The following is a 22,104-nucleotide window of genomic DNA, read 5'->3' as shown; positions in this document are numbered from 1 at the left end:
AGCACCCTATGAAGGTTTTTCGCGGACTTCCCAACGACAGGGCGCGCGCGCCCTGCGCACTGACGATCGGTAACTTTGACGGTGTCCATCGCGGCCACCAGGCATTGTTGGCGCGCGTGTGCGCCGCCGCCTCCAACCTGGGACTGGAAGCGGCCGTGATGACGTTCGAGCCGCATCCACGCGAATTTTTCGCGCGCCGCGCCGGCGACCTGTCGCGCGCGCCGAACCGCATCGCCAACCTGCGCGACAAGCTGCAATCGCTCTCGAACGCCGGCATCGACCGCGTCATCGTCGAACACTTCAACGAACATTTCGCCGCCATCTCGCCCGACGATTTCGTCGAGCGCGTGCTGGTCGAGGGCCTGCACGTCAAGTGGCTGATGGTCGGCGACGACTTCTGCTACGGCGCGCGGCGCGCCGGCACGGTCGCCATGCTGGTCGAAGCGGGCAAGCGCCACGGCTTTCATGTCGAGACGCTGCCCACGGTGATGCACGGGGCCCAGCGCATCTCCTCATCGGCCGTGCGCACGGCGCTGGCCGCGGGCGACTTCGAGCAGGCCGGCCAGCTGCTCGGCCACCCGTACGCCATGTCGGGCCATGTGATCCACGGCGCCAAGCTGGGCCGCACGCTCGGCTTTCCGACCTTGAATTTACGCGTGGCGCACCGCCCTGCCCTGTCCGGCATTTTCATCGTCCAGGTGCATGGCCTCGGGCCCGCGCCGCTGCCGGCCGTGGCCAGCCTGGGCGTGCGCCCCACCGTCGACGACAGCGGCCGCGTGCTGCTCGAGGTGCACGTGTTCGACTTCGCCCAGTCCTGCTACGGCAAGATGGTGCGTGTCGAATTCCTCGAAAAGATCCGCGACGAAGAAAAATACACCGACCTGGCCACCTTGACCGCCGCGATCACGCGCGACAGCGACCAGGCGCGCGCCTGGTTCGCCCGGCGCGCCGCCGCCCTCACCGCCACTGACCGAATTTGACGCCGCACGCATGAAGCGCTGCAGCACGCGTCACGATCCAAGACACCCAGATACACCTCTTTGAAGAAAAATATGTCCGACAATAGCCAAACCAGCAAGCCAGAGCAGAACCAGCAAGCCCCGCAGGGTCCTAAAAAAGAAGGAAAAAAGGATGCCAGGCCGGTGAGCAAATACCCGGTCAACATGACCGACACCCCGTTCCCGATGCGCGGCGACCTGGCCAAGCGCGAGCCGGGCTGGGTCAAGCAATGGCAGGACAAGAAAATCTACGAGCGCGTGCGCAAGGCGGCCAAGGGCCGTCCGATGTTCGTGCTGCACGACGGCCCGCCGTACGCCAACGGCGATATCCACCTCGGCCACGCCGTCAACAAGATCTTGAAAGACATGGTCGTCAAGTCGCGCGGCATCGCCGGCTTCGACGCGCCGTATGTGCCGGGCTGGGATTGCCACGGCATGCCGATCGAAATCCAGATCGAAAAACTGCACGGCAAAAACCTGCCGACCGCCGACGTGCTGACCAAAGCCCGGGCCTACGCGCTCGAACAGGTCGACCGCCAGCGCGCCGGCTTCATTCGCCTGGGCGTGCTCGGTGAATGGGACAATCCGTACCTGACCATGGCCTTCCGTAACGAAGCGGACGAACTGCGCTCGCTCGGCGCCCTGCTCGACAAAGGTTATGTGTACCGTGGCCTGAAACCGGTGAACTGGTGCTTCGATTGCGGCTCGGCCCTGGCCGAAGCGGAAGTCGAATACCAGGACAAGCGCGACCCGGCCATCGACGTCGGCTTCGCCTTCACCCAACACGAGAAGCTGGCCGCCGCCTTCGGCCTGGCGGCGCTGCCTGCCGGTGACGGCTTTATCGTCATCTGGACCACCACGCCGTGGACCATTCCGTCCAACCAGGCGCTCAACGTCAATCCGGAAGTCACGTACGCGCTGGTCGAAACCACGCGCGACGGCAAGCCGCTGCTGCTGATCCTGGCCGCCGACCTGGCCGAATCGTGCCTGGCGCGCTACAAGCTCGAAGGCAAAGTCATCGCCACCTGCCTCGGCGCCGCGTTCGACGGCATCGCCTTCAAGCACCCGCTGCACGCATCCGACGCCTTTTTTGACCGTCTCTCGCCGGTCTACATGGCCGATTACGTCACCACCGAAAGCGGCACCGGCGTGGTTCACTCGGCGCCGGCCTACGGCCTGGACGACTTCATTTCGTGCAAGGCGCACGGCATGAAGGATGACGAAATCCTGACCCCCGTCATGGGTGACGGCCGCTTCGCGTCGACCCTGCCGCTATTCGGCGGCATGACCATCTGGGAAGCGTCGAAGCCGATCTGCGCGGCGCTCACCGCCGCCGGCGCCCTGTTCGAAGTGAAGATGTTCGATCACAGCTACATGCACTGCTGGCGTCATAAAACCCCGATCGTCTACCGCGCCACCTCGCAGTGGTTCGCCGGCATGGACGTGACCCCAAAAGACGGCGGACCGACCCTGCGCGAAACGGCCTTGAAGGGCATTACCGAAACGCGCTTCTTCCCCGACTGGGGCCAGGCGCGCCTGCACGGCATGATCGAAAACCGTCCCGACTGGACCCTGTCGCGCCAGCGCCAGTGGGGTGTGCCGATGGCCTTCTTCCTGCACAAAGAAACCGGCCAGCTGCATCCGCGCACGCCCGAACTGCTGGAACAGATCGCAAAAATGTTCGAAGAGCGCGGCATCGACGCCTGGCTCAGCATCGAGCCGAAAGACCTGCTCGGTGACGATGCCGACATGTACGTCAAGAACAAGGACACGCTCGACGTCTGGTTCGATTCAGGCTGCACCCACCAGACGGTGTTGCGCGGCTCGCACGCGGCCCAGTCGCACTTCCCGGCCGACCTGTACCTGGAAGGCTCGGACCAGCACCGCGGCTGGTTCCATTCGTCGCTGCTGACGTCTTCGATGCTCAATGGCTGCCCGCCGTACAAAGCCCTGCTCACGCACGGCTTCACGGTCGACGCCGAGGGCAAGAAGATGTCCAAGTCGCTCGGTAACACGATGGCGCCGCAAAAAATCTCCGACACCCTCGGCGCCGACATCCTGCGCCTGTGGGTCGCCTCGACCGACTACACGGGCGAGCTGTCGATCTCCGAAGAGATCTTGAAGCGCGTGACCGAATCGTATCGCCGCATCCGCAACACCCTGCGCTTCCTGCTGGCGAACACCTCCGACTTCGACCACGCCAAGCACGCGCTGCCCACGGCCGACCTGCTGGAAATCGACCGCTATGCGATCGCCGCCATGGGTGCGCTGCAAAACGACATCGCCAGCCACTACGAGCGCTACGAATTCCACCCGGTCGTCTCCAAGCTGCAGAACTACTGCTCGGAAGACCTGGGCGGTTTTTACCTGGACATCCTCAAGGACCGCCTGTACACGTCCGCCGTCGATTCGCCGGCACGCCGTTCGGCCCAGACCGCGCTGTGGCACATCACGCAAAGCCTGCTGCGGGTGATGGCGCCGATGCTCAGCTTTACCGCCGAGGAAGCGTGGGCCGTGTTTGCCGACGCCGACGCCTTCGCCGCCAGCGACGAGACCATCTTCACGCAAACCTTCTGGACCCTGCCGCAAGTGGCCGACGGCGCCGCCCTGCTGGACAAGTACGCGACATTGCGCGCGGTGCGCACCGACGTCACCAAGCAGCTCGAAGAATTGCGCGTCTCCGGCGCCATCGGTTCGTCGCTGCAGGCCGAGCTGACCATCAAGGCCAGCGGCGACAAATACCGCCAGCTGGCGAGCCTGGACGACGACCTCAAATTCGTCTTCATCACCTCGCAGGCGAAGGTAAGCGAAGTGGCCGACGAAGCCGCCGAAGCGATCGAGGTAGCCGCCTCCGGTGCGCCGAAATGCGAGCGTTGCTGGCATTATCGCGCCGACGTCGGCAGCCACGCCGAGCACGCGGGCCTGTGCGGCCGCTGCTTCAGCAATTTGTTCGGCAGCGGCGAGAAGCGCGCCTTCGCATAAACAAAAAGAAGAAACCGACCCATGGCCACCAAAAAGAAACAGCTGTTCTCGTCCTCGCCGCAAGGCGGTTCCGGCCTGATGCCCTGGCTGGGCATCGCCGCCATCGTGATCCTGATCGACCAGTTGACCAAGATCGCGATCCAGAAAACCTTCGTGTTCGGCGAAGAGAAGGTCATCACCTCCTTCTTCAACCTGGTGCTGGCCTATAACAAGGGAGCCGCCTTCGGTTTCCTGAACAGCCAGCCCGGGTGGCAGCGCTACTTCTTCACCGGCGTGGCCGTGATCGCGGTCGGCTTCATCTTGTACATGTTGAAGCGCCATGCCGGCCAGCGCCTGTTCTGCTGGGCGCTGGCGCTGATCATGGGCGGCGCCATCGGCAACGCCATCGATCGCCTGGCGTATGGTCATGTGGTCGACTTCCTCGACTTCCACATCGCCGCCTTCGGCCACTTCCCGGCCTTTAACATCGCCGACAGCGCCATCTGCGTCGGCGCCGCGCTGTTCGTCTTCGACGAGCTGCGCCGCGTGAACCGGCAATAAGGAGACGGCCCATGACGATGGACCTGCAAGGTAAGAAGATCGTCCTCGGCCTGTCCGGCGGGGTGGCCTGCTACAAGGCGGCGGACCTGTGCCGCGCGCTGATCAAGCAGGGCGCCTCGGTGCAGGTGGTCATGACCGACGCCGCCACCCACTTCATCACCGCCGTGACCATGCAAGCCTTGTCCGGCCATCCGGTCCACACCGACCAGTGGGATCCGCGCGTGGCCAACAACATGGCCCACATCGACCTGACCCGCGCGGCCGATGCGATCCTGATCGCGCCCTGCTCGGCCGACTTCATGCGCAAGCTGGCGCACGGGGTATGCGACGACCTGCTCTCGACCTTGTGCCTGGCGCGCCCGCAACGCGTGCCGCTGCTCGTCGCCCCGGCCATGAATGTCGAGATGTGGGAAAACCCCGCCACCCGCCGCAACGCCGCCCAGCTGCGCGCCGACGGCATCAAGATCTTCGGCCCGGCCGCCGGCGAACAAGCCTGCGGCGAAACGGGCCTGGGCCGCATGCTCGAGCCGGCCGAGCTGCTCGACGAAGTCATCGCCTCGTTCCAGCTCAAGGTATTGGCCGGCAAGCGCGTCCTGATCACCGCCGGGCCGACCTTTGAAGCGATCGACCCGGTACGCGGCATCACCAACCTGTCGTCCGGTAAAATGGGTTACGCCATTGCCCGCGCCGCGCGCGAGGCCGGCGCCGAGGTCACGCTGATCTCCGGCCCGACCGCGCTGGCAACGCCGCACAGGGTGCGCCGCACCGACGTGCAAAGCGCGCGCCAGATGCACGACGCCGTGATGAACGCCGTCGGCGGCCAGCATGTGTTCATCAGCGTGGCCGCGGTGGCCGACTGGCGCGTGTCCAACGCCAGCACGCAAAAAATGAAAAAACAGGACGACGGCGCCACGCCGACCCTGGAGTTCGAACAGAATCCCGACATCCTCGCGTCGGTCGCCGCCACCACCTCGGTATCGGGCTGGCCTTACTGCGTCGGTTTTGCCGCCGAATCGGAGCGCCTGGAAGAATACGGCGCCGTCAAGCGCGAAAAAAAGGGCATTCCTCTTTTGGTCGGCAATATCGGCCACCACACCTTCGGCCAGGACGAGAACAGCATCATGCTGTTCGACGACACTGGCCACACCGTACTGCCGCGCGCCGACAAGCTCACCCTGGCGCGCCAGCTGATTTCAGAAATCGCAAGGCGCATCGAACAGCGCTCCCTGCTCAAGTAAAAAGTAAGCGCACCATGAAAACCATTGACGTCAAAATCCTCGACCCACGCATGAAGGACCAGCTGCCGGCCTACGCCACGCCGGGCAGCGCCGGCCTCGATCTGCGCGCCTGCATCGACGAACCGATCATCATCGAAGCCGGCGCCACCGTGCTCATTCCCACCGGGCTGGCGATTCACGTGAGCGACCCCGGTTACGCCGCCATGATCCTGCCGCGCAGCGGCATGGGCCACAAGAACGGCATCGTGCTGGGGAATCTGGTAGGCTTGATCGACTCCGACTATCAGGGACAACTGATGGTATCGACCTGGAACCGTGGCCAGAACGCCTTCACGCTCAACCCCATGGAGCGCCTGGCGCAACTGATCGTGGTGCCGGTGGTGCAGGTCGGATTCAACATCGTCGACGATTTCGACACAAGCGAACGCGGTGCCGGCGGTTTCGGCAGCACCGGCAAACACTAATTGGAGATTCCTATGGCCCGTTTCACTGGTCTGCTTCCGGCTGTGCCGGTAATCTGCCTGGCATTCATGTTGTCGGCTTGCGAGACGACCGGGCCAGCCCCTGATGCCACTCCCACGGTCCCCATGCCGCAGCAGCCGGTCGAGCCGCCAGTGCGCGCGGTCACGCCGCGCATGGCCGCCGCCGCCGAAGCGCTGACCAAAATGGCGGGCCTGCAGGAACGCCTGTACCGCATCGCGGCTCCACTCCTGATTAACAATACGGACTTGTGCAAGTCGTCCACGCGCAACCTGCTCGGCTTCACCGCGCGCAACCGCTACTGGTATCCGGGCGAGTACAACGAGGCCGCGCAGATCGCCTTCGGCATGGGCGAGCGCCTGCAGGTGACGGGCGTACTGGCCGGCAGCGGCGCCGCGCGCGCCGGACTGCGACGTGGCGACAACCTCATTTCGGCCAGCGGCAAGGCACTGCCGGTCGGCCCCAACGCGTCGAGCACAGTCGGTTCCGTGTTCGGTCCCCTGGTCGCCAAACAGGCCAGCCTGGCGCTGCAGATCGAACGTGACGACAAGACCCGCGAGCTCACCGTGCCGGTCACGCGCGCCTGCGGTTTTGCGATCGAACTGGGAAATGCCGATAACGTCAACTCGTATGCCGACGGTTCGCGCGTCATGGTTACGCGCGGCATGCTGCAATTCGCAAAAAACGACGAGGAGGTCGCCTACCTGCTGGCCAAGGGCATGGCGCACAACATTCTCGGACACGCCACCTCGCAGCGCAGCGTCGGCACCATCGGCAGCATCATCGACAACCTGACCAACGTGCGGCCCGATACCTCGATGTTGATCGGCACCGGCGGCATGAAGGCCATGCCGCCGGAACTCGACGCCGCCGCCGACCATCTGAGCATGTACCTGCTGGCGCGCGCCGGCGTGAGCATCGATGGCGCGCCGGCGTTCTGGAAGCGCCTGGCCTCGACCTATCCGGCCACGGTGTTGAACGGCTACGTCGCCAACCACCCCGGCACTGCCGCGCGCCTGGCCGCGATCGACAAGGCCGTGGCCGACATCAAGTCCAAGCACGCCGCCAAGAAAACCATCGCGCCATGAAAAAACTGCTGCTCGCCTGCCTGATGCTGCCATTGCTCGCGCAGGCGGCGCAGTGGATCAAAGTCGGTTCGGCCGCGGGCAGCCAGTCGTTCATCGACAAGAGCAGCATCATCAGGAGCGAGAAGAGCTACAAGGTCTGGTCGCTGGTGTCGTACGCGAAGGAACAGGCCACGCCCGAAGGCACGCCCTACCTGTCGATGAAGGCGCTGCACCTGTATTCATGCGCAAACCGCACCACCACCTTGCTCAGCCAGGTGTACTACGCCGAGGCGATGGGCAAGGGGCCGGTTTCGCAAAGCTTCAAGTACGAAAAATTCGCACCGGAAGACATCGTGCCCGACAGCGTGTCGGACGGCGCGCTGCAGGTCATCTGCAAGCGCAGGAAGTAAAACCGCGCATTTTCAGCCTGGGAAATTCGGGAAGTACGTCCCCATGATCCAGGTCAGCACGCCGCAAAACACCACCACCCCAACGAGGACGATCAGCAAACGGCCGAACTTCGGCGAACCATCGTCATTTTTTGTATCATTGCTCATCTTCCCACCCACCATGTGCTCGATTCAGGAGCGCCAGTATATTCGATTCAATGGACAGCATAGACCTGGAAGTATTAAAGACCGCCTCGGCGTGGATCGCCTCCGGTCACCGCTGCGAATTGATCACCGTGATCAAGACCTGGGGCTCGAGCCCGCGCCCGATCGGCGCCACGCTCGCCATCTGCGACGACGGCCGCGTGGTCGGCTCGGTCTCGGGCGGCTGCATCGAAGATGACCTGATCGAGCGCGTGCGCCGGCACGGCATCACGCGCGCGATACCCGAGGTGGTCAGCTACGGCATCAGCGCCGACGAAGCGCACCGATTCGGCCTGCCCTGCGGCGGCACCATCGAACTGGCGATCGAGCCGCTGTCGCACGACAGCGCCATCGACGAACTGCTGGCGCGCCTGGAAGCGCACGAACTGCTGGCGCGCCGGCTCGACCTGGCCAGCGGCGCGGTCACCCTGGCGACGGCGCAGCCGGGCGCCGTGCAATTGCTGGCGGACGGCGTGCTGACCACGATTCACGGCCCGCGCTGGCGCCTGTTCATCATCGGCGCGGGGCAGCTCTCGCGCTTTTTAGCGCAGATCGCCACGGCGATGGATTACTACGTCACCGTGTGCGACCCGCGCGAAGAATACCGCGCCGGCTGGAACCTGCCGGGAGTGCAGCTGGTGCACATGATGCCCGACGACCTGGTGCTCGAATCGCACCTCGATCACCGCAGCGCCGTGGTGGCGCTCACGCACGACCCCAAGCTGGACGACCTGGCGCTGATGGAGGCGCTCAAGTCCGACGCCTTTTACGTGGGCGCGATCGGCTCGCGCCTGAACAACGCCAAACGGCGCGAACGACTCAAGCAATTCGACCTGTCGGATGCGCAGCTGGCGCGCCTGCACGGGCCGATTGGCCTCTACATCGGCAGCAAGACGCCGTCCGAGATTGCGATTTCGATTCTCGCGGAGCTCACCGCCATCAAGAACGGCGTGCCGGCCGAACTGCAGGTGCGCCATGCGGCGGCGCTGGAACCGGCCCGCACCGAGGTGTGCGCGCTCTAGCCGATTGAATAACAAGAAGCGGCTTTTCCGCACGCGGCCGATGCGGGTCACCGGGTGCGGGTCACCGGGTTCACGCCATTTGGACCGCGTGCTATCGTTGCGCCCTCTCCCAACAGCAAACAGGGCCGCAACGTGCAAACGTCGATTTCTCTTCCGCCAGGTTACCGCAGCGCCGACATCCTCGCCTTCCACAGCCGCGACCCGGAAGGCGTGGCCGAACAGGTGACGCCGGCGCGCATCCGCAAGGGCGTGATGATCGGCGGCGTGCCGGTGCTGCTCGACATCGCCCTCGGCCCCGACGCCGCATTGTGCTCGGTCCATGCCGACGGCGCGCTCACGCCAGGCGACGTGCGCCAGGTCGACGACGCCCTGCTCAACATCCTGGCGCTGCGGATCGACCCTGCGCCGTTCTTGGCCGCGGTGGCGGCCGACCCGCTGCTGGGACCCGTGGTACAGCGCCAGCCGGGTTTACGCATCGTGCAGTCGGCCACGATTTTCGAGGCGCTGACCTGGGCCATCATCGGCCAGCAAATCAACCTGACCTTTGCCATCGCGCTGCGCCGCACGTTCATCTTGCAGGCCGGCCGCCAGCACAGCAGCGGCTTGTGGTGCTACCCCGAAGCGCGCGATGCGGCGCGCCTCGATGCGGACGCCCTGACCACCCGCAAATTCTCGCGCTCGAAGGCCGACACCTTGCTGCGCCTGGCGCAGCTGGTCGACAGCGGCGCACTGACGCTCGATCGCCAGCAGGACGCGGGGAGCGTCGCGGCGGCGCTGCTGGCCATCAAAGGCATCGGCCCGTGGACCGTCAACTACGCACTGCTGCGCGGCTACGGTTACTCCGACTGCTCGCTGCATGGCGACGTTGCGATCCGTGCGGCCTTGCAGCACCTGCTGGGCGAAGACGCCAAGCCGGACATGGCGCGCACCGAAGCGCTGCTGGCGCACTACGCGCCGCACCGGACCATGGCGGCGGCCCACCTGTGGGCCAGCCTGCATCCGCGCCCGCAAACCGACGCTGGCGATTAAGCGCTTGACCCTAACGCCACGTCAGACTCCAGACTGTGTTCACGCATGAAGACAAGGAGCGATTCGATGAAGTTAAAAATAGGCGAGCTGGCGAAACGGTCAGGATTGACGGTGCGCGCGCTCCATCATTACGACGCCATTGGCTTGCTCTGTCCTTCGGCGCGTTCCGAGGCCGGCTACCGCCTGTACAACCGCGACGATATCGCCCGCCTGCACCAGGTGCAGGCGCTGCGCCGCTTTGGCGTGTCGCTGGCCGACATCGGAACCTTCCTGGCCAATCCGGGCTCCAACCTGTCGGGCATCGTGGAGCAGCAGATCACCGCGCTGACCCGCCAGATCGACCGGGCCGGCATCTTGCGCGCGCAGCTGACAACGCTGCAGGGCGAACTCGATGCCGGGGTGGAGCCGGACCTGGCCGCGTGGCTGACCACTTTGGAGTTAATGACCATGTACGATACCTATTTTTCAAAAGAAGAACTGAAACAGCTGCCGTTTTTCGCCGGCGACGCCGCCTGCATCGCCGAGTGGGATGCGATGGTGGCGCGCTTCAAGCAAATGATCGCCGCCGGCACGCCGACATCAAGCCCTGCCGCGCAATTGCTGTCGCAGGAATGGATGTTAAAGTTGGAGCGTGACACCAACGGCGACCCGGACATCATGGTGCGCATCCTCGCCATGCAGGCGCGCGAACCGGCGCTGCGCGAGCAGAACGGCATCACGCCGGAGGTGGAGGCGTTTTTGAAGGAAGCATTCACCCAGTCGCGCCTGGCGATGTTCAAGAAATACGTCTCGCCCGCGGAGTTCGCGTACATGGATGCGCACTACCGCCTGCGCATGGACGAGTGGCCGGCGCTGATCGCGCGGGTGCGCAAGGCCATCGCGGACGGCGCGGCCCCGGACGATCCGCCGGTACGGCAGTTGATGCGCGAATGGATCGATTTATCGCAGTCGTTCGCCGGCGACGATCCCGCCACGCATGCGAAAATCCGCACCGCTTACGAAAAAGAACCGCTGCTGATGATCGGCAGCTGGATCACCGATGAGATGAAGGCGTTCATCGGGCAAGCCATGGCGGCCATGCGCCAGCATTCCTGAGCTGGCGCAAGCACTGAAAGCGCTGTCCGCAAAAGCGAAAGCCGCTGATTCCTGTAAGAGAATCAGCGGCTTGCTGTGTTTGGTTGCGGGGACAGGATTTGAACCTGTGACCTTCGGGTTATGAGCCCGACGAGCTGCCAGACTGCTCCACCCCGCGTCTGTATGTAGCTATTATAGGGGCCTTTTCAGAATTAGGCAATATTAATCCAATCAAGATGTGCGATAGCTGTAAACCAAACGCGGGCGCAGGGGCGTCAGCACGCTTTTACGCCCCGCGCGCACCGCATCCAGCCTGCAATCGGTGTACAGTAAGCGAAAATCATTCTTCCCATTTGACTATGAAATTTTGTTCCGAATGCGCCCATCCCGTCGACCTGCTCATCCCGGAGGGCGATAACCGCCCCCGCTATGTGTGCAAGCAATGCGCGGCGATCCACTACCAGAACCCCAAGCTCGTCGTCGGCTCCATTCCTGTATGGCAACCGGAGGGCGAAGAAGTGCGCGTGCTGCTGTGCAAGCGCGCGATCGAACCGCGCCACGGCTTCTGGACCTTGCCGGCCGGCTTCATGGAAAACGATGAAACCACCGCCGAGGCCGCCGTTCGCGAAACCGAAGAGGAAGCCGGCGCCGACATCGAGATCGGCAACTTGTTCAGCCTGCTTAATGTAGCCCAGGTGCACCAGGTCCACCTGTTCTACCTGGCCCGCCTGCGCAGCCTGGACTTTGCGCCCGGCATCGAAAGCCTGGATGCACGCATGTTCGCCGAGCACGAGATTCCGTGGGACGACCTGGCCTTCCCCACCATCCGGACCACCCTGGAACTGTTTTTCGCCGACTGCGCCCGCATGCGCGACGGCGGCGGCTTCGGCTTCCACACGCACGACGTGGTGCGGGCGATGCGCATTGCCAGCGATCCCGAATAAGCCATGATTCCCTGGCTTGAGACCGATTCGCCGTTTCCCGACGTCGCCGCAGCGCTCACCTCCGACGCGCCGGGCCTGCTGGCGGCCGGCGCCGACCTGTCCCCGGAGCGCCTGCTGAGCGCCTATCGTCATGGCATTTTCCCCTGGTTTTCCGAAGGCCAGCCCATCCTCTGGTGGAGCACCGACCCGCGCATGGTGCTGATGACTGAAGATTTTCGCATCAGCAACAGTCTGCGCAAGGCCCTGCGCCGGGTCGAGCGCAGCATGGAAGAAGGCGGACGCTGGCAGGTGCGCTTCGACAGCGCTTTCGGGGACGTGATGCGCGCCTGCGCCGCCCCGCGCAAGGACGGGCCGGGCACCTGGATTTCGGACGACATCGTCGCAGGCTACAGCGGCCTGCACGCGATGGGTTACGCCCACTCGTCGGAACTGTGGCTCGATGGCGAACTGGTTGGCGGCGCCTATGGCGTGTGCATCGGCCGCATGTTCTACGGCGAGTCGATGTTCGCGCGCGTGACCGACGGTTCCAAGATCGCGCTGGCCTTCCTGGTCGCCTTTTTGCGCCGCCACGGCGTGGCCATGATCGACTGCCAGCAGGAGACCGGCCACCTGGCGTCGCTGGGCGCGGCACCGATCACGCGCAGCGCCTTTTTGGCGCATTTGCGCGACGCGATCGCCAAGCCCGGCATCGCACAATGGAAACCGGGCTCGCCATTTACACAGATGCCGTAAACAGCGTAAAGTTTGGCTACAATAGAACAGAAGGAAGCAACCAGGGCCACCATTCGCAACCACGCCGTATCGAAAGCGACTGCATGACGCACTTAAACGACCTGCCTTTCTCGACGCTGCAGTTCTACACCACAGCGCCCTACCCGTGCAGCTATCTCGACGCCCGGCAGGCGCGCTCGCAAGTGGCCACCCCTTCGCACCTGATCAACGCCGACGTCTACTCCGAACTGGTCAAGAATGGCTTCCGGCGCAGCGGCATCTTCACCTATCGCCCTTATTGCGACGGCTGCAACGCCTGCATTCCGGTGCGCGTGCGCGCCACCGAATTTGCCCCCAGCCGCGGCCAGCGGCGCGCCTGGACGCGCCACGCGGCGCTGGTGGCCACCGTCGCCAACCTGAGTTTTTCGGACGAACACTACGCGCTTTACCTGCGCTACCAGACCACGCGCCACGTCGGCGGCGGCATGGACCAGGACAGCCGCGACCAGTACGCCCAGTTCCTGCTGCAAAGCCGCGTCAACACGCGCCTGGTGGAGTTCCGCGATGGCGAGGGCGTGCTGCGCATGGTCTCGATCATCGACGTGCTGTCGGACGGCCTGTCGTCGGTGTACACGTTTTTCGACCCCGACGTGCCAGGCGCCTCCTTCGGCACCTACAACGTGCTGTGGCAGATCGCCCAGGCCAGCGAACTGAAACTGCCGTTCGTGTATCTCGGATACTGGATCGAGCAAAGTCCCAAGATGGCCTACAAGATCAACTTCCGGCCGCTCGAAGCGCGCATCGACGGCATCTGGAGCCTGCTCGATCGCTAGCCGCTTGTGGATGGGCAGTGAGCGGCCAGCCCCGGCGCACGGTAAAATGCGGGCACCCGCACCAACCCGAGCACTCCATGTCCCAGAAACTGCTGTATGCCTTAGGTCGTCCCCTGCTGTTCACCCTCAAGCCCGAGACGGCGCACAACGTTACCCTGCCCTTCCTGCGTAGCGCGGCCGCGCTGGGCCTGACCGGCCTGTTAAGCAAACCCGCGCCCGATCCGCGCACCGTCATGGGCATTACCTTCCCCAACCCGGTCGGCCTGGCCGCGGGCCTGGACAAGGATGGCGCCTACATCGACGGCCTCTCAAGCCTCGGTTTCGGCTTCATCGAAGTGGGCACCGTCACGCCCAAGCCGCAGCCGGGCAATCCCAAGCCGCGCATTTTCCGCATTCCGGCCAGGCGCGCCGTGATCAACCGCATGGGCTTCAATAATGGCGGGGTCGATGCCTTCGTCGCCAACGTGCAGGCGTCGAAATTTTACCAGGACAAGCAGGGCGTGCTTGGCCTGAACATCGGCAAGAACGCCAGCACGCCGATCGAAAACGCGGTCGACGACTATCTGCACTGCCTCGAAAAAGTGTACCCGTACGCCAGCTACGTAACGGTCAATATCTCCTCGCCGAATACCGCCAACCTGCGCCAGCTGCAGGGAGCGTCGGAACTGGACGCGCTGCTCTCCCGCCTGAAAGACGCGCAACTGCGCCTGGCCGACCAGCACAAGCGCTACGTGCCGCTGGCGCTCAAGATCGCGCCGGACGTCGACGGCGACCAGATCAAGGATATCGCCAGCGCCCTGCTGCGCCACAAGATCGACGGCGTCATCGCCACCAACACCACCCTCAGCCACCGCGAAGTCGAGCGCATGAAACACGGCCAGGAAACCGGCGGCGTGTCGGGCGATCCGGTATTCGAGCTGTCGAACATCGTGATCCGCGCGCTGCGCCAGGAACTGGGCGACGCAGTGCCGATTATCGGCGTGGGCGGCATCATGCGCGGGGCCGACGCCAAAGAAAAGATCCATCTGGGCGCCTCGCTGGTACAGTTATATACCGGCCTGATTTACCAGGGACCGGGCCTGATCCGCGAATGCGCGCAGGCCCTTCGACCATAAGGAACGCACCATGATCAAGACCAGGCTCGGACGCACCCCGCTCGAGGTATCGAAAATCTGCCTCGGCACCATGACCTTCGGCGAGCAAAACAGCGAAACCGACGCGCACAGCCAGCTCGATTACGCGCTCGAGCGCGGCATCAATTTTGTCGACACCGCCGAAATGTATCCGGTCATGCCGCGTCCGCAGACGCAGGGCGACACCGAGCGCTTTATCGGCAGCTGGCTCAAAAAGAGCGGCCGGCGCGGCGAGATCGTCCTGGCCACCAAGGCGGCCGGGCCGAACCAGAACCTGCACTGGGTGCGCGAAGGAAAGCAGGACCTCGATGCCGCCAGCCTGCGCGCGGCGGTGGAAGATAGCCTGCGGCGCCTGCAGACCGACCATATCGATTTATACCAATTGCATTGGCCGAGCCGCAATGTGCCGATCTTCGGCGCCACCGCGTTCGACCCGGCCCAGGAGCGCGCGGCCATTCCCGTCGAAGAGACCCTGGCCGGGCTGAAGGAACTGATCGACGCCGGCAAGATCGGGCATATCGGCCTGTCGAACGAGAGCGCGTGGGGCGTGAGCGAATTCGTCAAGCAGGCCGAGATGAAGGGACTGCCGCGCATCGCCAGCGTCCAGAACCTGTACAACCTGACCGCGCGTAAGTTCGAGACCAGCCTGATGGACGAAACCTGCTTTCGCGAAGATGTGGGTTTGCTGGCCTACAGCCCGCTGGCGTTCGGCCAGTTGAGCGCGAAGTACCTGGACGATCCCAAGGCCAGTGGCCGGTTGACGATTTTTCCGGCGTCGTGGAGCCCGCGTTACCTGCGCGCGCCGGTGCTGGCGGCGGTCAAGGAATACGCGGCCCTGGCGCGCGCCAACGGCATGACGCCGACCCAGATGGCGCTGGCGTGGTGCTACTCGCGCTGGTTCGTGGCCTCGACCATCATCGGCGCGACCAGCCTGGCGCAGTTGAAGGAAAATATCGACGCCATGTCGGTGACGCTGGCGCCGGAAGTGGTGGCCGAGATCGACGCGATCCACGCGCGCATTACCAACCCGGGCGCGTAAGCGTCATTGACCGTCACGCTACTTGGAACCGTCGTTCCCGCACAAGTGGCGACGACAGGGGACGCTCAGATAGAAGGCAATGCGCAAGCTGCCCGCTTGATCAAAAAGTCAGGGATCGAGGCTTTCAAGGAAATCCAAGGCTGTCTGGATCTCCGAAAGGCAGTATGCGCTCCAATGTGGATGCCCTTTAAGCCACTCCACGAAGTGGATCAGGCATGTCACTTGCTGCCTGCTTAATGCGGAAAACTGATGCCTTTTATCGGCCTCGAACTCCTTCTCTGGAGCGAGGCTATACAGAAGGAACTCTGTCTCCGATTGATCGTACTTGGCCTCTGGTCTCAGGCAGAACGGCAGGTAGTGAGGGAGCGCCCACACCCACCCCTTCGCTGAAAGCGACGACAGTTCCCGATGGAGGACCCGGATGACCGCGTCTCCAACGGGTTCTCCCCTGAAGTTATCGATATCTCGCGCAAGGAAATCGCAGTGATAGCAGCCGTCGTGATGAACGCGAAGATCTGATTTCCTCGGCATCGCGACGGGCGGGAAGGCGGTTTTGATTTCAGCGAGGAGCGCCTCAGTTGTCATGTATTGGTAGCGTGCCGTCACGCAGTTCACGGACGGTGAAGGTATCGGCAAGCCTCACCATCCGACTTAAGGAATAACGCCGAAAATTTTCCTGAAGCGAGCATTGTACATGCTCGTACAGGCGCTGGAACAGCAGGGATGCTGTTCCTACCCCTCCGCCAGAATCGCGATCTGGCGCAGCCCGCGCGAAAAACTCGTGCTGCTCGGATTTTCCACGAACACGCACTGCTTTCCGGTGCGCTTGCAGTGCTCCTTCACGCGCCAGTAGGCGTTGTGGCTGATGCAGCCGGTCTGGCAAATCACCAGGTCGGCCGCCGCCAGATTGGCGTCCAGCAGATCGGCGCCGTGCTCCTGTCCACCGTCATGGTGCGCGAACCTGGCCCCCGCCTCCTCCGTCATGCAGCGGTAACTGGCCACGCTGGCGCTCCTGCCGCCCACGCACAGCAAGGTCTTGTCGACCAGCTGCGCGGCGGCGATGGCCTCGGCAGCGTCTTCCTCGCACACCGGCGCCTCGACCGGCCGCGCCGCCTGCAAGGCGTCGAGCTGGCGCGTGGACGCCGCCAGTTGCTGGCGCAGCTGCGCCAGCTGCGCATCGCGCGCATTCAAGCGCTGCGCCGCATCATCGAGCTTTTGCTTGAGCCGCGTGCGCGCTTCCAGGTCCGGCACCGAGGCCGCCAGTTCCGCCATGTCGGCCTGCAAAAATGCGACCTTGCTCTCGCGCGCCACCAGCTCGGCGCGCGCGGTCATCAACTGCGCCTGCACCTGTTCCAGCTCGCGCGCCTTGTCGGCCAGCGTGCGCACGTGGCGCTGCTGCGCTTGCGCCAGTTCGGCCGCCAGCGCGGCATTCTCTTCCTGCAGTTCGAGGTAGTGCGCGTGGTCGATGCGCGTGTTGGCGCCGGCCTGGTGCTGGATCATGTGCATCTCGCGCAACACCGTGTCCTGCACCAAAAAGTCGCTGCGCGGGTGCGTCAGCGCGGCCCAAAAAGCCCCGGCCACGTCGCCCTGCGCGATCGCCTGGCGCCACAACAGCATGACGGCGTCGCCGCTGCGCGCATCCTTGAAACGCAGCAGCACCAGCGCGTAACGCTGGTCGAGCGCATCCTGCAGCAGGTTCGAGATGCGGTTGCGGTTGGCGCATTCGGCCACCGCGCCGACGTGGATTTCGTAGTCGTCGGCCAGGGCCTGGCCGCGCACGCCCTTGTTCACCAGTTTGCGCAGCACCCCGAGCGGCAGGCACACGCCGATCACCGGGCAGTGGGTATTGGCCGGCAGCTCCCACAAGCGCTGGCGGCGCGACGACGCGGTGCGCGAAGCGGCTTCGCCGTCAGGAGGGAAGAACCGCGCGAGCGGCTTTTTGGCATCGTGGTCGCACATACGCTTCTCCTTAATGCAGCTTGGGGCCGTGGCGCGCTTCGTCGATGACGGCGGCAGCGGCGGCGGCGGCGTTGGACTGGGCTACGTGATCGAGCCGCGCCTGGGCGTCACCGACCATGCTTGAGAGCGCGCGGAACGCTTCCGGCGTGAAGCGCACCGAGACGTGGTTCAGCGACAGGTGCAGCACACTGCATTCGGGGCAGATGCTGACGTGGCCGATGGTGCTGTCGGCGATCGTCACATGCTGGCAAGGTTCGCTTGGATTCTGTGGATGTTTGCTCGACACGATGCTTCCTTGACGGTATGCAGTGGCTGGCAACGGCGGCGGGCTATGCGTGGGTGGATGGCTTGCTGAAATCAAGTATAAACGAGAATCATTCGCATTTGCAAGCGATGAAAGCAGGCTGTCGTCTCCGGCACTGCCGCAACCCACGTCCCGCGAAGGCGGGCACCCAGGTTCGTGCCGAAGCGCTTGGCTGCGCTACGAACCTGGGTTCCCGCCTTCGCGGGAACGACGTTTTACACTTCGCGCGGCGCGTCGGCGTCGAGCGCGCGTTCGATATCGGCGCGCGAGACATCCGGCGCAAACTGTTCGATGAAGTGATACGCATACGCGCGCAGATAGGCGCCGCGCCGCACCGCCAGGCGCGTCACGTTGGCCGCGAACAGGTGCGACGCTTCCACCGCGCGCAGCCCCTTGTCGCGCCCATGGTCGAACGCCATCGAGGCCACGATCCCCACGCCCATCCCCAGGCTCACGTACTGCTTGATGACGTCCGAATCCATCGCGGTGAGCACGATGTCGGGACGCACTCCAGCCTTGGCGAACGCCGCATCGATATGCCCGCGCCCCGTGAAACCGACATCGTAGGTAATGAGCGGATAGTCGGCCAGGTCTTCCAGCCGGATTGGCGAGCAGCCAAGCAGCGGATGCCCGTCCGGCACCACGATCAGGTGGCTCCAGCGGTAGCACGGGAACGACACCAGGTCCGGAAACTGCGACAGGCCCTCGGTGGCGATGCCGATATCGGCCTTGCCCGACAAAACCCACTCGGCGATATGATCGGGAGCGCTCTGCTGCAGCGCGATGCGCACCTCGGGGAAGTCCTTGCGGAACGACTGCACCACTTTCGGCAGCGCGTAACGCGCCTGCGTATGGGTGGCGGCAATGGTCAGGGTGCCGCTGTTCTTGCCGGCGTATTCCATGCTGGCCTGCTGCAGGTTCTCGGCTTCGACCAGCAGGCGGTCGATGATTTTCAGGATGCCCTTGCCCGGATCGGTCAAGCCGGTCAGGCGCTTGCCGTTACGCTCGAAGATCACCACGCCAAGTTCGTCTTCGAGCTCGCGGATCTGGCGGCTCACGCCCGGCTGCGACGTGAACAAGGCGTTGGCCACCTCGGTCAGGTTGTAGCCGCGCCGGGCCGCTTCGCGGATGGACCGCAGTTGTTGGAAATTCATATCGCCGCTCCCTGATCGACAAACACCTGCATCCGGCGCGGACGCACCACCAGCGTTTCGCCTTCCTTCAACGCCAACTGCCGATAGCGCTCGTTGGGAATGACCGCTTCGATCAATTCGGCGTTGTCGGCGCGCTCAAGATCGAGCTGCGCCAGCGGGCCGATCGCATGCGCGCGGCGCAGCTTGACGACGATGCCGTCCGCGCCCGGCGTATAGCGGTCGATATCGAGATCGTGCGGGCGCACGTAGGCGGTGCCCTGCCCATTGCTGGCCGAGGCATGCTCCGGCACCGAAAAACTGGCGTCGCCGCTGGCCATGACGCCGTCGTTCACGCGCCCGTGGAACAGGTTCACATTGCCCAAAAAGCCGTACACGAAGGGCGAGGCCGGATGGTTGTAGACCTGCTCGGGAGAGCCCAACTGCTCGACCCGGCCCTTGTTCATCAGGACCACCTGGTCCGACACTTCCAGCGCTTCTTCCTGGTCGTGGGTTACAAAAATGCTGGTCACATGCAGGTCGTCGTGCAGGCGGCGCAGCCAGCGCCGCAGTTCCTTGCGCACCTTGGCGTCGAGCGCGCCGAACGGCTCGTCGAGCAGCAGCACGCGCGGTTCGACCGCCAGTGCGCGCGCCAGGGCGATGCGCTGGCGCTGCCCGCCCGACAGTTGCGGCGGATGGCGGTCGGCCAGCCAGTCGAGCTGCACCAGTTCGAGCAGTTGCTGCACCTTGTGGCGGATCTGCTGTTCGTTCGGCCTGTCCTTGCGCGGCTTGACCCGCAAGCCGAAAGCGACGTTCTCGAACACGGTCATGTGCTTGAACAGCGCGTAATGCTGGAACACGAAGCCGACCTGGCGTTCGCGCACGTGGCGGTCGGACGCATCCTGGCCATCGAGCAGCACATGCCCGCTGTCCGGATGCTCCAGCCCCGCGATGATGCGCAGCAGCGTGGTCTTGCCGCAGCCCGATGGGCCGAGCAGCGCGGTCAGTTCGCCCGAGGGGAACTGCAGCGAGACGTTGTCGAGGGCGACAAAATCGCCGAACCGCTTGTTGATATTCCTGACTTCGATCGTCATGATCCGTGCTCCATGTTGCGGTCTGCGGCGTGCAGCGCGTGCGTTTCGCGCAGCCGCCATTCGACAAAGGTTTTGATCGCCAGGGTCACCAGCGCCAGCAATGCCAGCAGCGAGGCGACGGCAAAGGCGGCCGCGAAGTTGTATTCGTTATAGAGAATTTCGACGTGCAGCGGCATGGTGGTGGTCTCGCCGCGGATGTGGCCAGACACCACCGACACCGCGCCAAATTCGCCCATCGCCCGCGCGTTACACAAAATCACGCCGTACAGCAGGCCCCATTTGATGTTCGGCAGGGTCACGCGCCAGAACGTGGCCCAGCCCGAGGCGCCCAGCACCAGCGCGGCTTCTTCTTCCTCGTTACCCTGCGACTGCATCAGCGGAATCAGTTCGCGCGCCACGAACGGGAAGGTGATGAACACCGTCGCCAGCACGATGCCCGGCACCGCGAACAGGATCTTGATGTCATGCCTGGCCAGCCACTCGCCGAACCAGCCCTGGGCGCCGAACATGAGCACATAGATCAAACCGGCGATCACCGGCGAGACCGAGAACGGCAGGTCGATCAAGGTGAGCAGGATCGACTTGCCCCGGAATTCGAACTTGGCGATGCACCACGCCGCGCACACGCCGAACACCAGGTTGAACGGCACCGAGATGAAGGCGGCGATCAGGGTCAGCTTGATGGCGGCCACCGCATCCGGATCGATAATCGCCGCCACATAGGTTTCGGCGCCCTTCTTGAACGCTTCCGCAAACACGGCGGCCAGTGGAATGAACAGGAACAGGGTCAGAAAGACCAGGGCGATGAGTTTGAGCAGCGCGCTGACCCAGACCGGTTCGAGCGGGTGCGAGCGGCGCAGGAACAGGTCCCGGAACGAGCGGCGCGCACGGCCGGTAGCGGGCGTCGCCGCCTGGTTAATCGCAGTGCTCATTTTTTACCGGTCCTGGCGCGTGTCCACGCCTGTAGCAGATTAATGGCCAACAGCAGCGCGAACGAGGCCACCAGCATCACCACGGCAATCGCGGTGGCGCCGGCGTAGTTATACGCTTCGAGCTTGATGTAGATGAGGAGCGGCGTGATTTCGGAGATCATCGGCTGGTTGCCGGCGATGAAAATGACCGAGCCGAATTCGCCGGTGGCGCGCGCGAACGAGAGCGCAAAACCGGTCACCAGGGCCGGCATCACGGCCGGGAACACCACCCGGGTGAAGGTTTGCCAGGCGTTGGCGCCAAGGCTGGCGGCGGCTTCTTCGAGTTCTTTTTCCAGGTCTTCCAGCACCGGCTGCACCGTGCGCACCACGAAGGGCAAGCCGATGAAGGTGAGCGCCACCACCACGCCGAACGGCGTGTACGACACCTTGATGCCAAGCTCGGTGAAGTATTTGCCGATCCAGCCGTTGGTCGAGTACAGCGCGGTGAGCGTGATGCCGGCCACCGCGGTGGGCAGCGCGAACGGCAGGTCGACCAGCGCATCCATGATGCGCTTGCCCGGGAATTCATAACGCACCAGCACCCACGCGACAATGCCGCCAAAGAAGGTGTTAATCAGCGCCGCGATAAAGGAAGCGCCGAAGCTGAGGCGGTAGGAGGCGATCGCCTGTTCCGACGCCACCACTTCCCAGAACGCCGGCCAGGTCATGCTGAAGGTCTTGAGGAATACCGACGACAGTGGAATGAGGACGATCAGGCACAGGTAAAACACGGTGAAGCCGAGCGTCAGGCCAAATCCGGGCAAGACCCGGCGCGGGGTCTTGACGTAGAACCAGCGGAAAAGCCAGTCGGAGCCGGGAAAGATCTTGGGCGGCTTGTCGCTGGGAAGTGAAGGGGACATGGGGCCTCTTATTACAAATTCGTCTAATAGGCGGCAATAATCGCATCAGAACCTCATAACGCAAACGAAGCATTTCTTATTTGTATAGATCGATATGCTATTA

Annotated in this window: 23 protein-coding genes and 1 tRNA gene; 15 read left to right on the top strand and 9 right to left on the bottom strand. The window is 64.1% G+C overall.

Annotated elements, in window-relative coordinates:
* Positions 1 to 8: 8 nt before the first annotated feature.
* The 7 genes from F0185_RS02230 (at position 9) to F0185_RS02200 (ending at position 7,715) form a co-directional block, all read left to right on the top strand.
* A complete protein-coding gene (locus tag F0185_RS02230; RefSeq protein WP_167221151.1) occupies positions 9 to 980 on the top strand; it encodes a bifunctional riboflavin kinase/FAD synthetase in 972 nt (323 codons plus the stop codon).
* Between the two features lie 72 nt (positions 981 to 1,052).
* On the top strand, positions 1,053 to 3,980 hold the full coding sequence (gene ileS, locus F0185_RS02225) for an isoleucine--tRNA ligase (RefSeq protein ID WP_167221149.1): 2,928 nt from the start codon (positions 1,053 to 1,055) through the stop codon (positions 3,978 to 3,980).
* Between the two features lie 21 nt (positions 3,981 to 4,001).
* Entirely contained in the window at positions 4,002 to 4,520 is a 519-nt protein-coding gene (lspA, locus tag F0185_RS02220; RefSeq protein ID WP_167221146.1) for a signal peptidase II, read from the top strand.
* Between the two features lie 17 nt (positions 4,521 to 4,537).
* Positions 4,538 to 5,758, top strand: coding sequence for a bifunctional phosphopantothenoylcysteine decarboxylase/phosphopantothenate--cysteine ligase CoaBC (coaBC, locus tag F0185_RS02215; protein ID WP_167221327.1), 1,221 nt, complete (start codon positions 4,538 to 4,540; stop codon positions 5,756 to 5,758).
* 14 nt (positions 5,759 to 5,772) lie between these two features.
* Entirely contained in the window at positions 5,773 to 6,222 is a 450-nt protein-coding gene (gene dut, locus F0185_RS02210) for a dUTP diphosphatase (protein WP_167221144.1), read from the top strand.
* Between the two features lie 12 nt (positions 6,223 to 6,234).
* Entirely contained in the window at positions 6,235 to 7,326 is a 1,092-nt protein-coding gene (locus F0185_RS02205; RefSeq protein ID WP_167221142.1) for a M48 family metallopeptidase, read from the top strand.
* Complete coding sequence (locus F0185_RS02200) at positions 7,323 to 7,715, top strand: surface-adhesin E family protein (RefSeq protein ID WP_167221140.1); 393 nt, start codon at positions 7,323 to 7,325, stop codon at positions 7,713 to 7,715. The genes F0185_RS02205 and F0185_RS02200 overlap by 4 nt, the downstream gene beginning before the upstream one ends.
* 12 nt (positions 7,716 to 7,727) lie before the next feature.
* Here the strand turns inward: F0185_RS02200 and F0185_RS35140 are convergent, their stop codons facing one another.
* The gene (locus tag F0185_RS35140) at positions 7,728 to 7,862 is read right to left on the bottom strand and encodes a hypothetical protein (protein ID WP_267875896.1); all 135 of its coding nucleotides are present in this window, start codon (positions 7,860 to 7,862) and stop codon (positions 7,728 to 7,730) included.
* A 50-nt stretch (positions 7,863 to 7,912) separates the two neighbouring features.
* Here F0185_RS35140 and F0185_RS02195 point away from each other — a divergent pair, with 50 nt between their 5' ends.
* From F0185_RS02195 to F0185_RS02185, 3 genes are all read left to right on the top strand, one after another.
* Positions 7,913 to 8,920: an XdhC family protein gene (locus F0185_RS02195; RefSeq protein WP_167221138.1), complete on the top strand. Its 1,008-nt coding sequence runs from the start codon at positions 7,913 to 7,915 to the stop codon at positions 8,918 to 8,920.
* Positions 8,921 to 9,052: 132 nt separating this feature from the next.
* Positions 9,053 to 9,949: a DNA-3-methyladenine glycosylase family protein gene (locus F0185_RS02190; protein ID WP_167221136.1), complete on the top strand. Its 897-nt coding sequence runs from the start codon at positions 9,053 to 9,055 to the stop codon at positions 9,947 to 9,949.
* 66 nt (positions 9,950 to 10,015) lie between these two features.
* The gene (locus F0185_RS02185; RefSeq protein ID WP_167221134.1) at positions 10,016 to 11,044 is read left to right on the top strand and encodes a MerR family transcriptional regulator; all 1,029 of its coding nucleotides are present in this window, start codon (positions 10,016 to 10,018) and stop codon (positions 11,042 to 11,044) included.
* Positions 11,045 to 11,124: 80 nt separating this feature from the next.
* Here F0185_RS02185 and F0185_RS02180 read toward each other — a convergent pair.
* Positions 11,125 to 11,201: transfer RNA gene (locus F0185_RS02180), tRNA-Met, on the bottom strand.
* Positions 11,202 to 11,382: 181 nt separating this feature from the next.
* On the opposite strand from F0185_RS02180, the gene F0185_RS02175 reads away from it, so the two are divergent.
* The 5 genes from F0185_RS02175 (at position 11,383) to F0185_RS02155 (ending at position 15,683) form a co-directional block, all read left to right on the top strand.
* The gene (locus tag F0185_RS02175) at positions 11,383 to 11,967 is read left to right on the top strand and encodes an NUDIX hydrolase (protein ID WP_166896687.1); all 585 of its coding nucleotides are present in this window, start codon (positions 11,383 to 11,385) and stop codon (positions 11,965 to 11,967) included.
* Positions 11,968 to 11,970: 3 nt separating this feature from the next.
* Complete coding sequence (gene aat / locus F0185_RS02170) at positions 11,971 to 12,699, top strand: leucyl/phenylalanyl-tRNA--protein transferase (RefSeq protein ID WP_167221132.1); 729 nt, start codon at positions 11,971 to 11,973, stop codon at positions 12,697 to 12,699.
* A gap of 83 nt (positions 12,700 to 12,782) precedes the next feature.
* Entirely contained in the window at positions 12,783 to 13,511 is a 729-nt protein-coding gene (locus F0185_RS02165) for an arginyltransferase (protein WP_167221130.1), read from the top strand.
* Between the two features lie 77 nt (positions 13,512 to 13,588).
* Entirely contained in the window at positions 13,589 to 14,626 is a 1,038-nt protein-coding gene (locus F0185_RS02160) for a quinone-dependent dihydroorotate dehydrogenase (RefSeq protein ID WP_167221128.1), read from the top strand.
* 10 nt (positions 14,627 to 14,636) lie between these two features.
* Positions 14,637 to 15,683: an aldo/keto reductase gene (locus F0185_RS02155; protein ID WP_167221126.1), complete on the top strand. Its 1,047-nt coding sequence runs from the start codon at positions 14,637 to 14,639 to the stop codon at positions 15,681 to 15,683.
* 108 nt (positions 15,684 to 15,791) lie between these two features.
* Here the strand turns inward: F0185_RS02155 and F0185_RS02150 are convergent, their stop codons facing one another.
* The 7 genes from F0185_RS02150 to cysT all read right to left on the bottom strand — a co-directional run bounded on the left by F0185_RS02150 (position 15,792) and on the right by cysT (position 22,001).
* Positions 15,792 to 16,289: a DUF6714 family protein gene (locus tag F0185_RS02150; RefSeq protein WP_167221124.1), complete on the bottom strand. Its 498-nt coding sequence runs from the start codon at positions 16,287 to 16,289 to the stop codon at positions 15,792 to 15,794.
* A 126-nt stretch (positions 16,290 to 16,415) separates the two neighbouring features.
* On the bottom strand, positions 16,416 to 17,642 hold the full coding sequence (locus F0185_RS02145) for a DUF2325 domain-containing protein (RefSeq protein WP_167221122.1): 1,227 nt from the start codon (positions 17,640 to 17,642) through the stop codon (positions 16,416 to 16,418).
* A 10-nt stretch (positions 17,643 to 17,652) separates the two neighbouring features.
* The gene (locus F0185_RS02140) at positions 17,653 to 17,928 is read right to left on the bottom strand and encodes a hypothetical protein (RefSeq protein WP_187362413.1); all 276 of its coding nucleotides are present in this window, start codon (positions 17,926 to 17,928) and stop codon (positions 17,653 to 17,655) included.
* Between the two features lie 233 nt (positions 17,929 to 18,161).
* A complete protein-coding gene (locus tag F0185_RS02135) occupies positions 18,162 to 19,100 on the bottom strand; it encodes a CysB family HTH-type transcriptional regulator (RefSeq protein WP_167221120.1) in 939 nt (312 codons plus the stop codon).
* Positions 19,097 to 20,170, bottom strand: a complete 1,074-nt coding sequence (locus tag F0185_RS02130) for a sulfate/molybdate ABC transporter ATP-binding protein (RefSeq protein WP_167221118.1) — start codon at positions 20,168 to 20,170, stop codon at positions 19,097 to 19,099. The genes F0185_RS02135 and F0185_RS02130 overlap by 4 nt, the downstream gene beginning before the upstream one ends.
* A complete protein-coding gene (gene cysW, locus F0185_RS02125) occupies positions 20,167 to 21,102 on the bottom strand; it encodes a sulfate ABC transporter permease subunit CysW (protein WP_167221116.1) in 936 nt (311 codons plus the stop codon). Before cysW ends, F0185_RS02130 begins: the two co-directional genes overlap by 4 nt.
* Entirely contained in the window at positions 21,099 to 22,001 is a 903-nt protein-coding gene (cysT, locus tag F0185_RS02120; RefSeq protein ID WP_167221114.1) for a sulfate ABC transporter permease subunit CysT, read from the bottom strand. The genes cysW and cysT overlap by 4 nt, the downstream gene beginning before the upstream one ends.
* Between the last annotated feature and the right edge of the window lie 103 nt (positions 22,002 to 22,104).

Source organism: Massilia rubra, from assembly GCF_011682065.1.
Lineage (GTDB): Bacteria > Pseudomonadota > Gammaproteobacteria > Burkholderiales > Burkholderiaceae_D > Telluria_A > Telluria_A rubra.
Note: the sequence above shows the minus strand (reverse complement) of the source record. Positions and strands in the feature narration are given on the sequence as shown.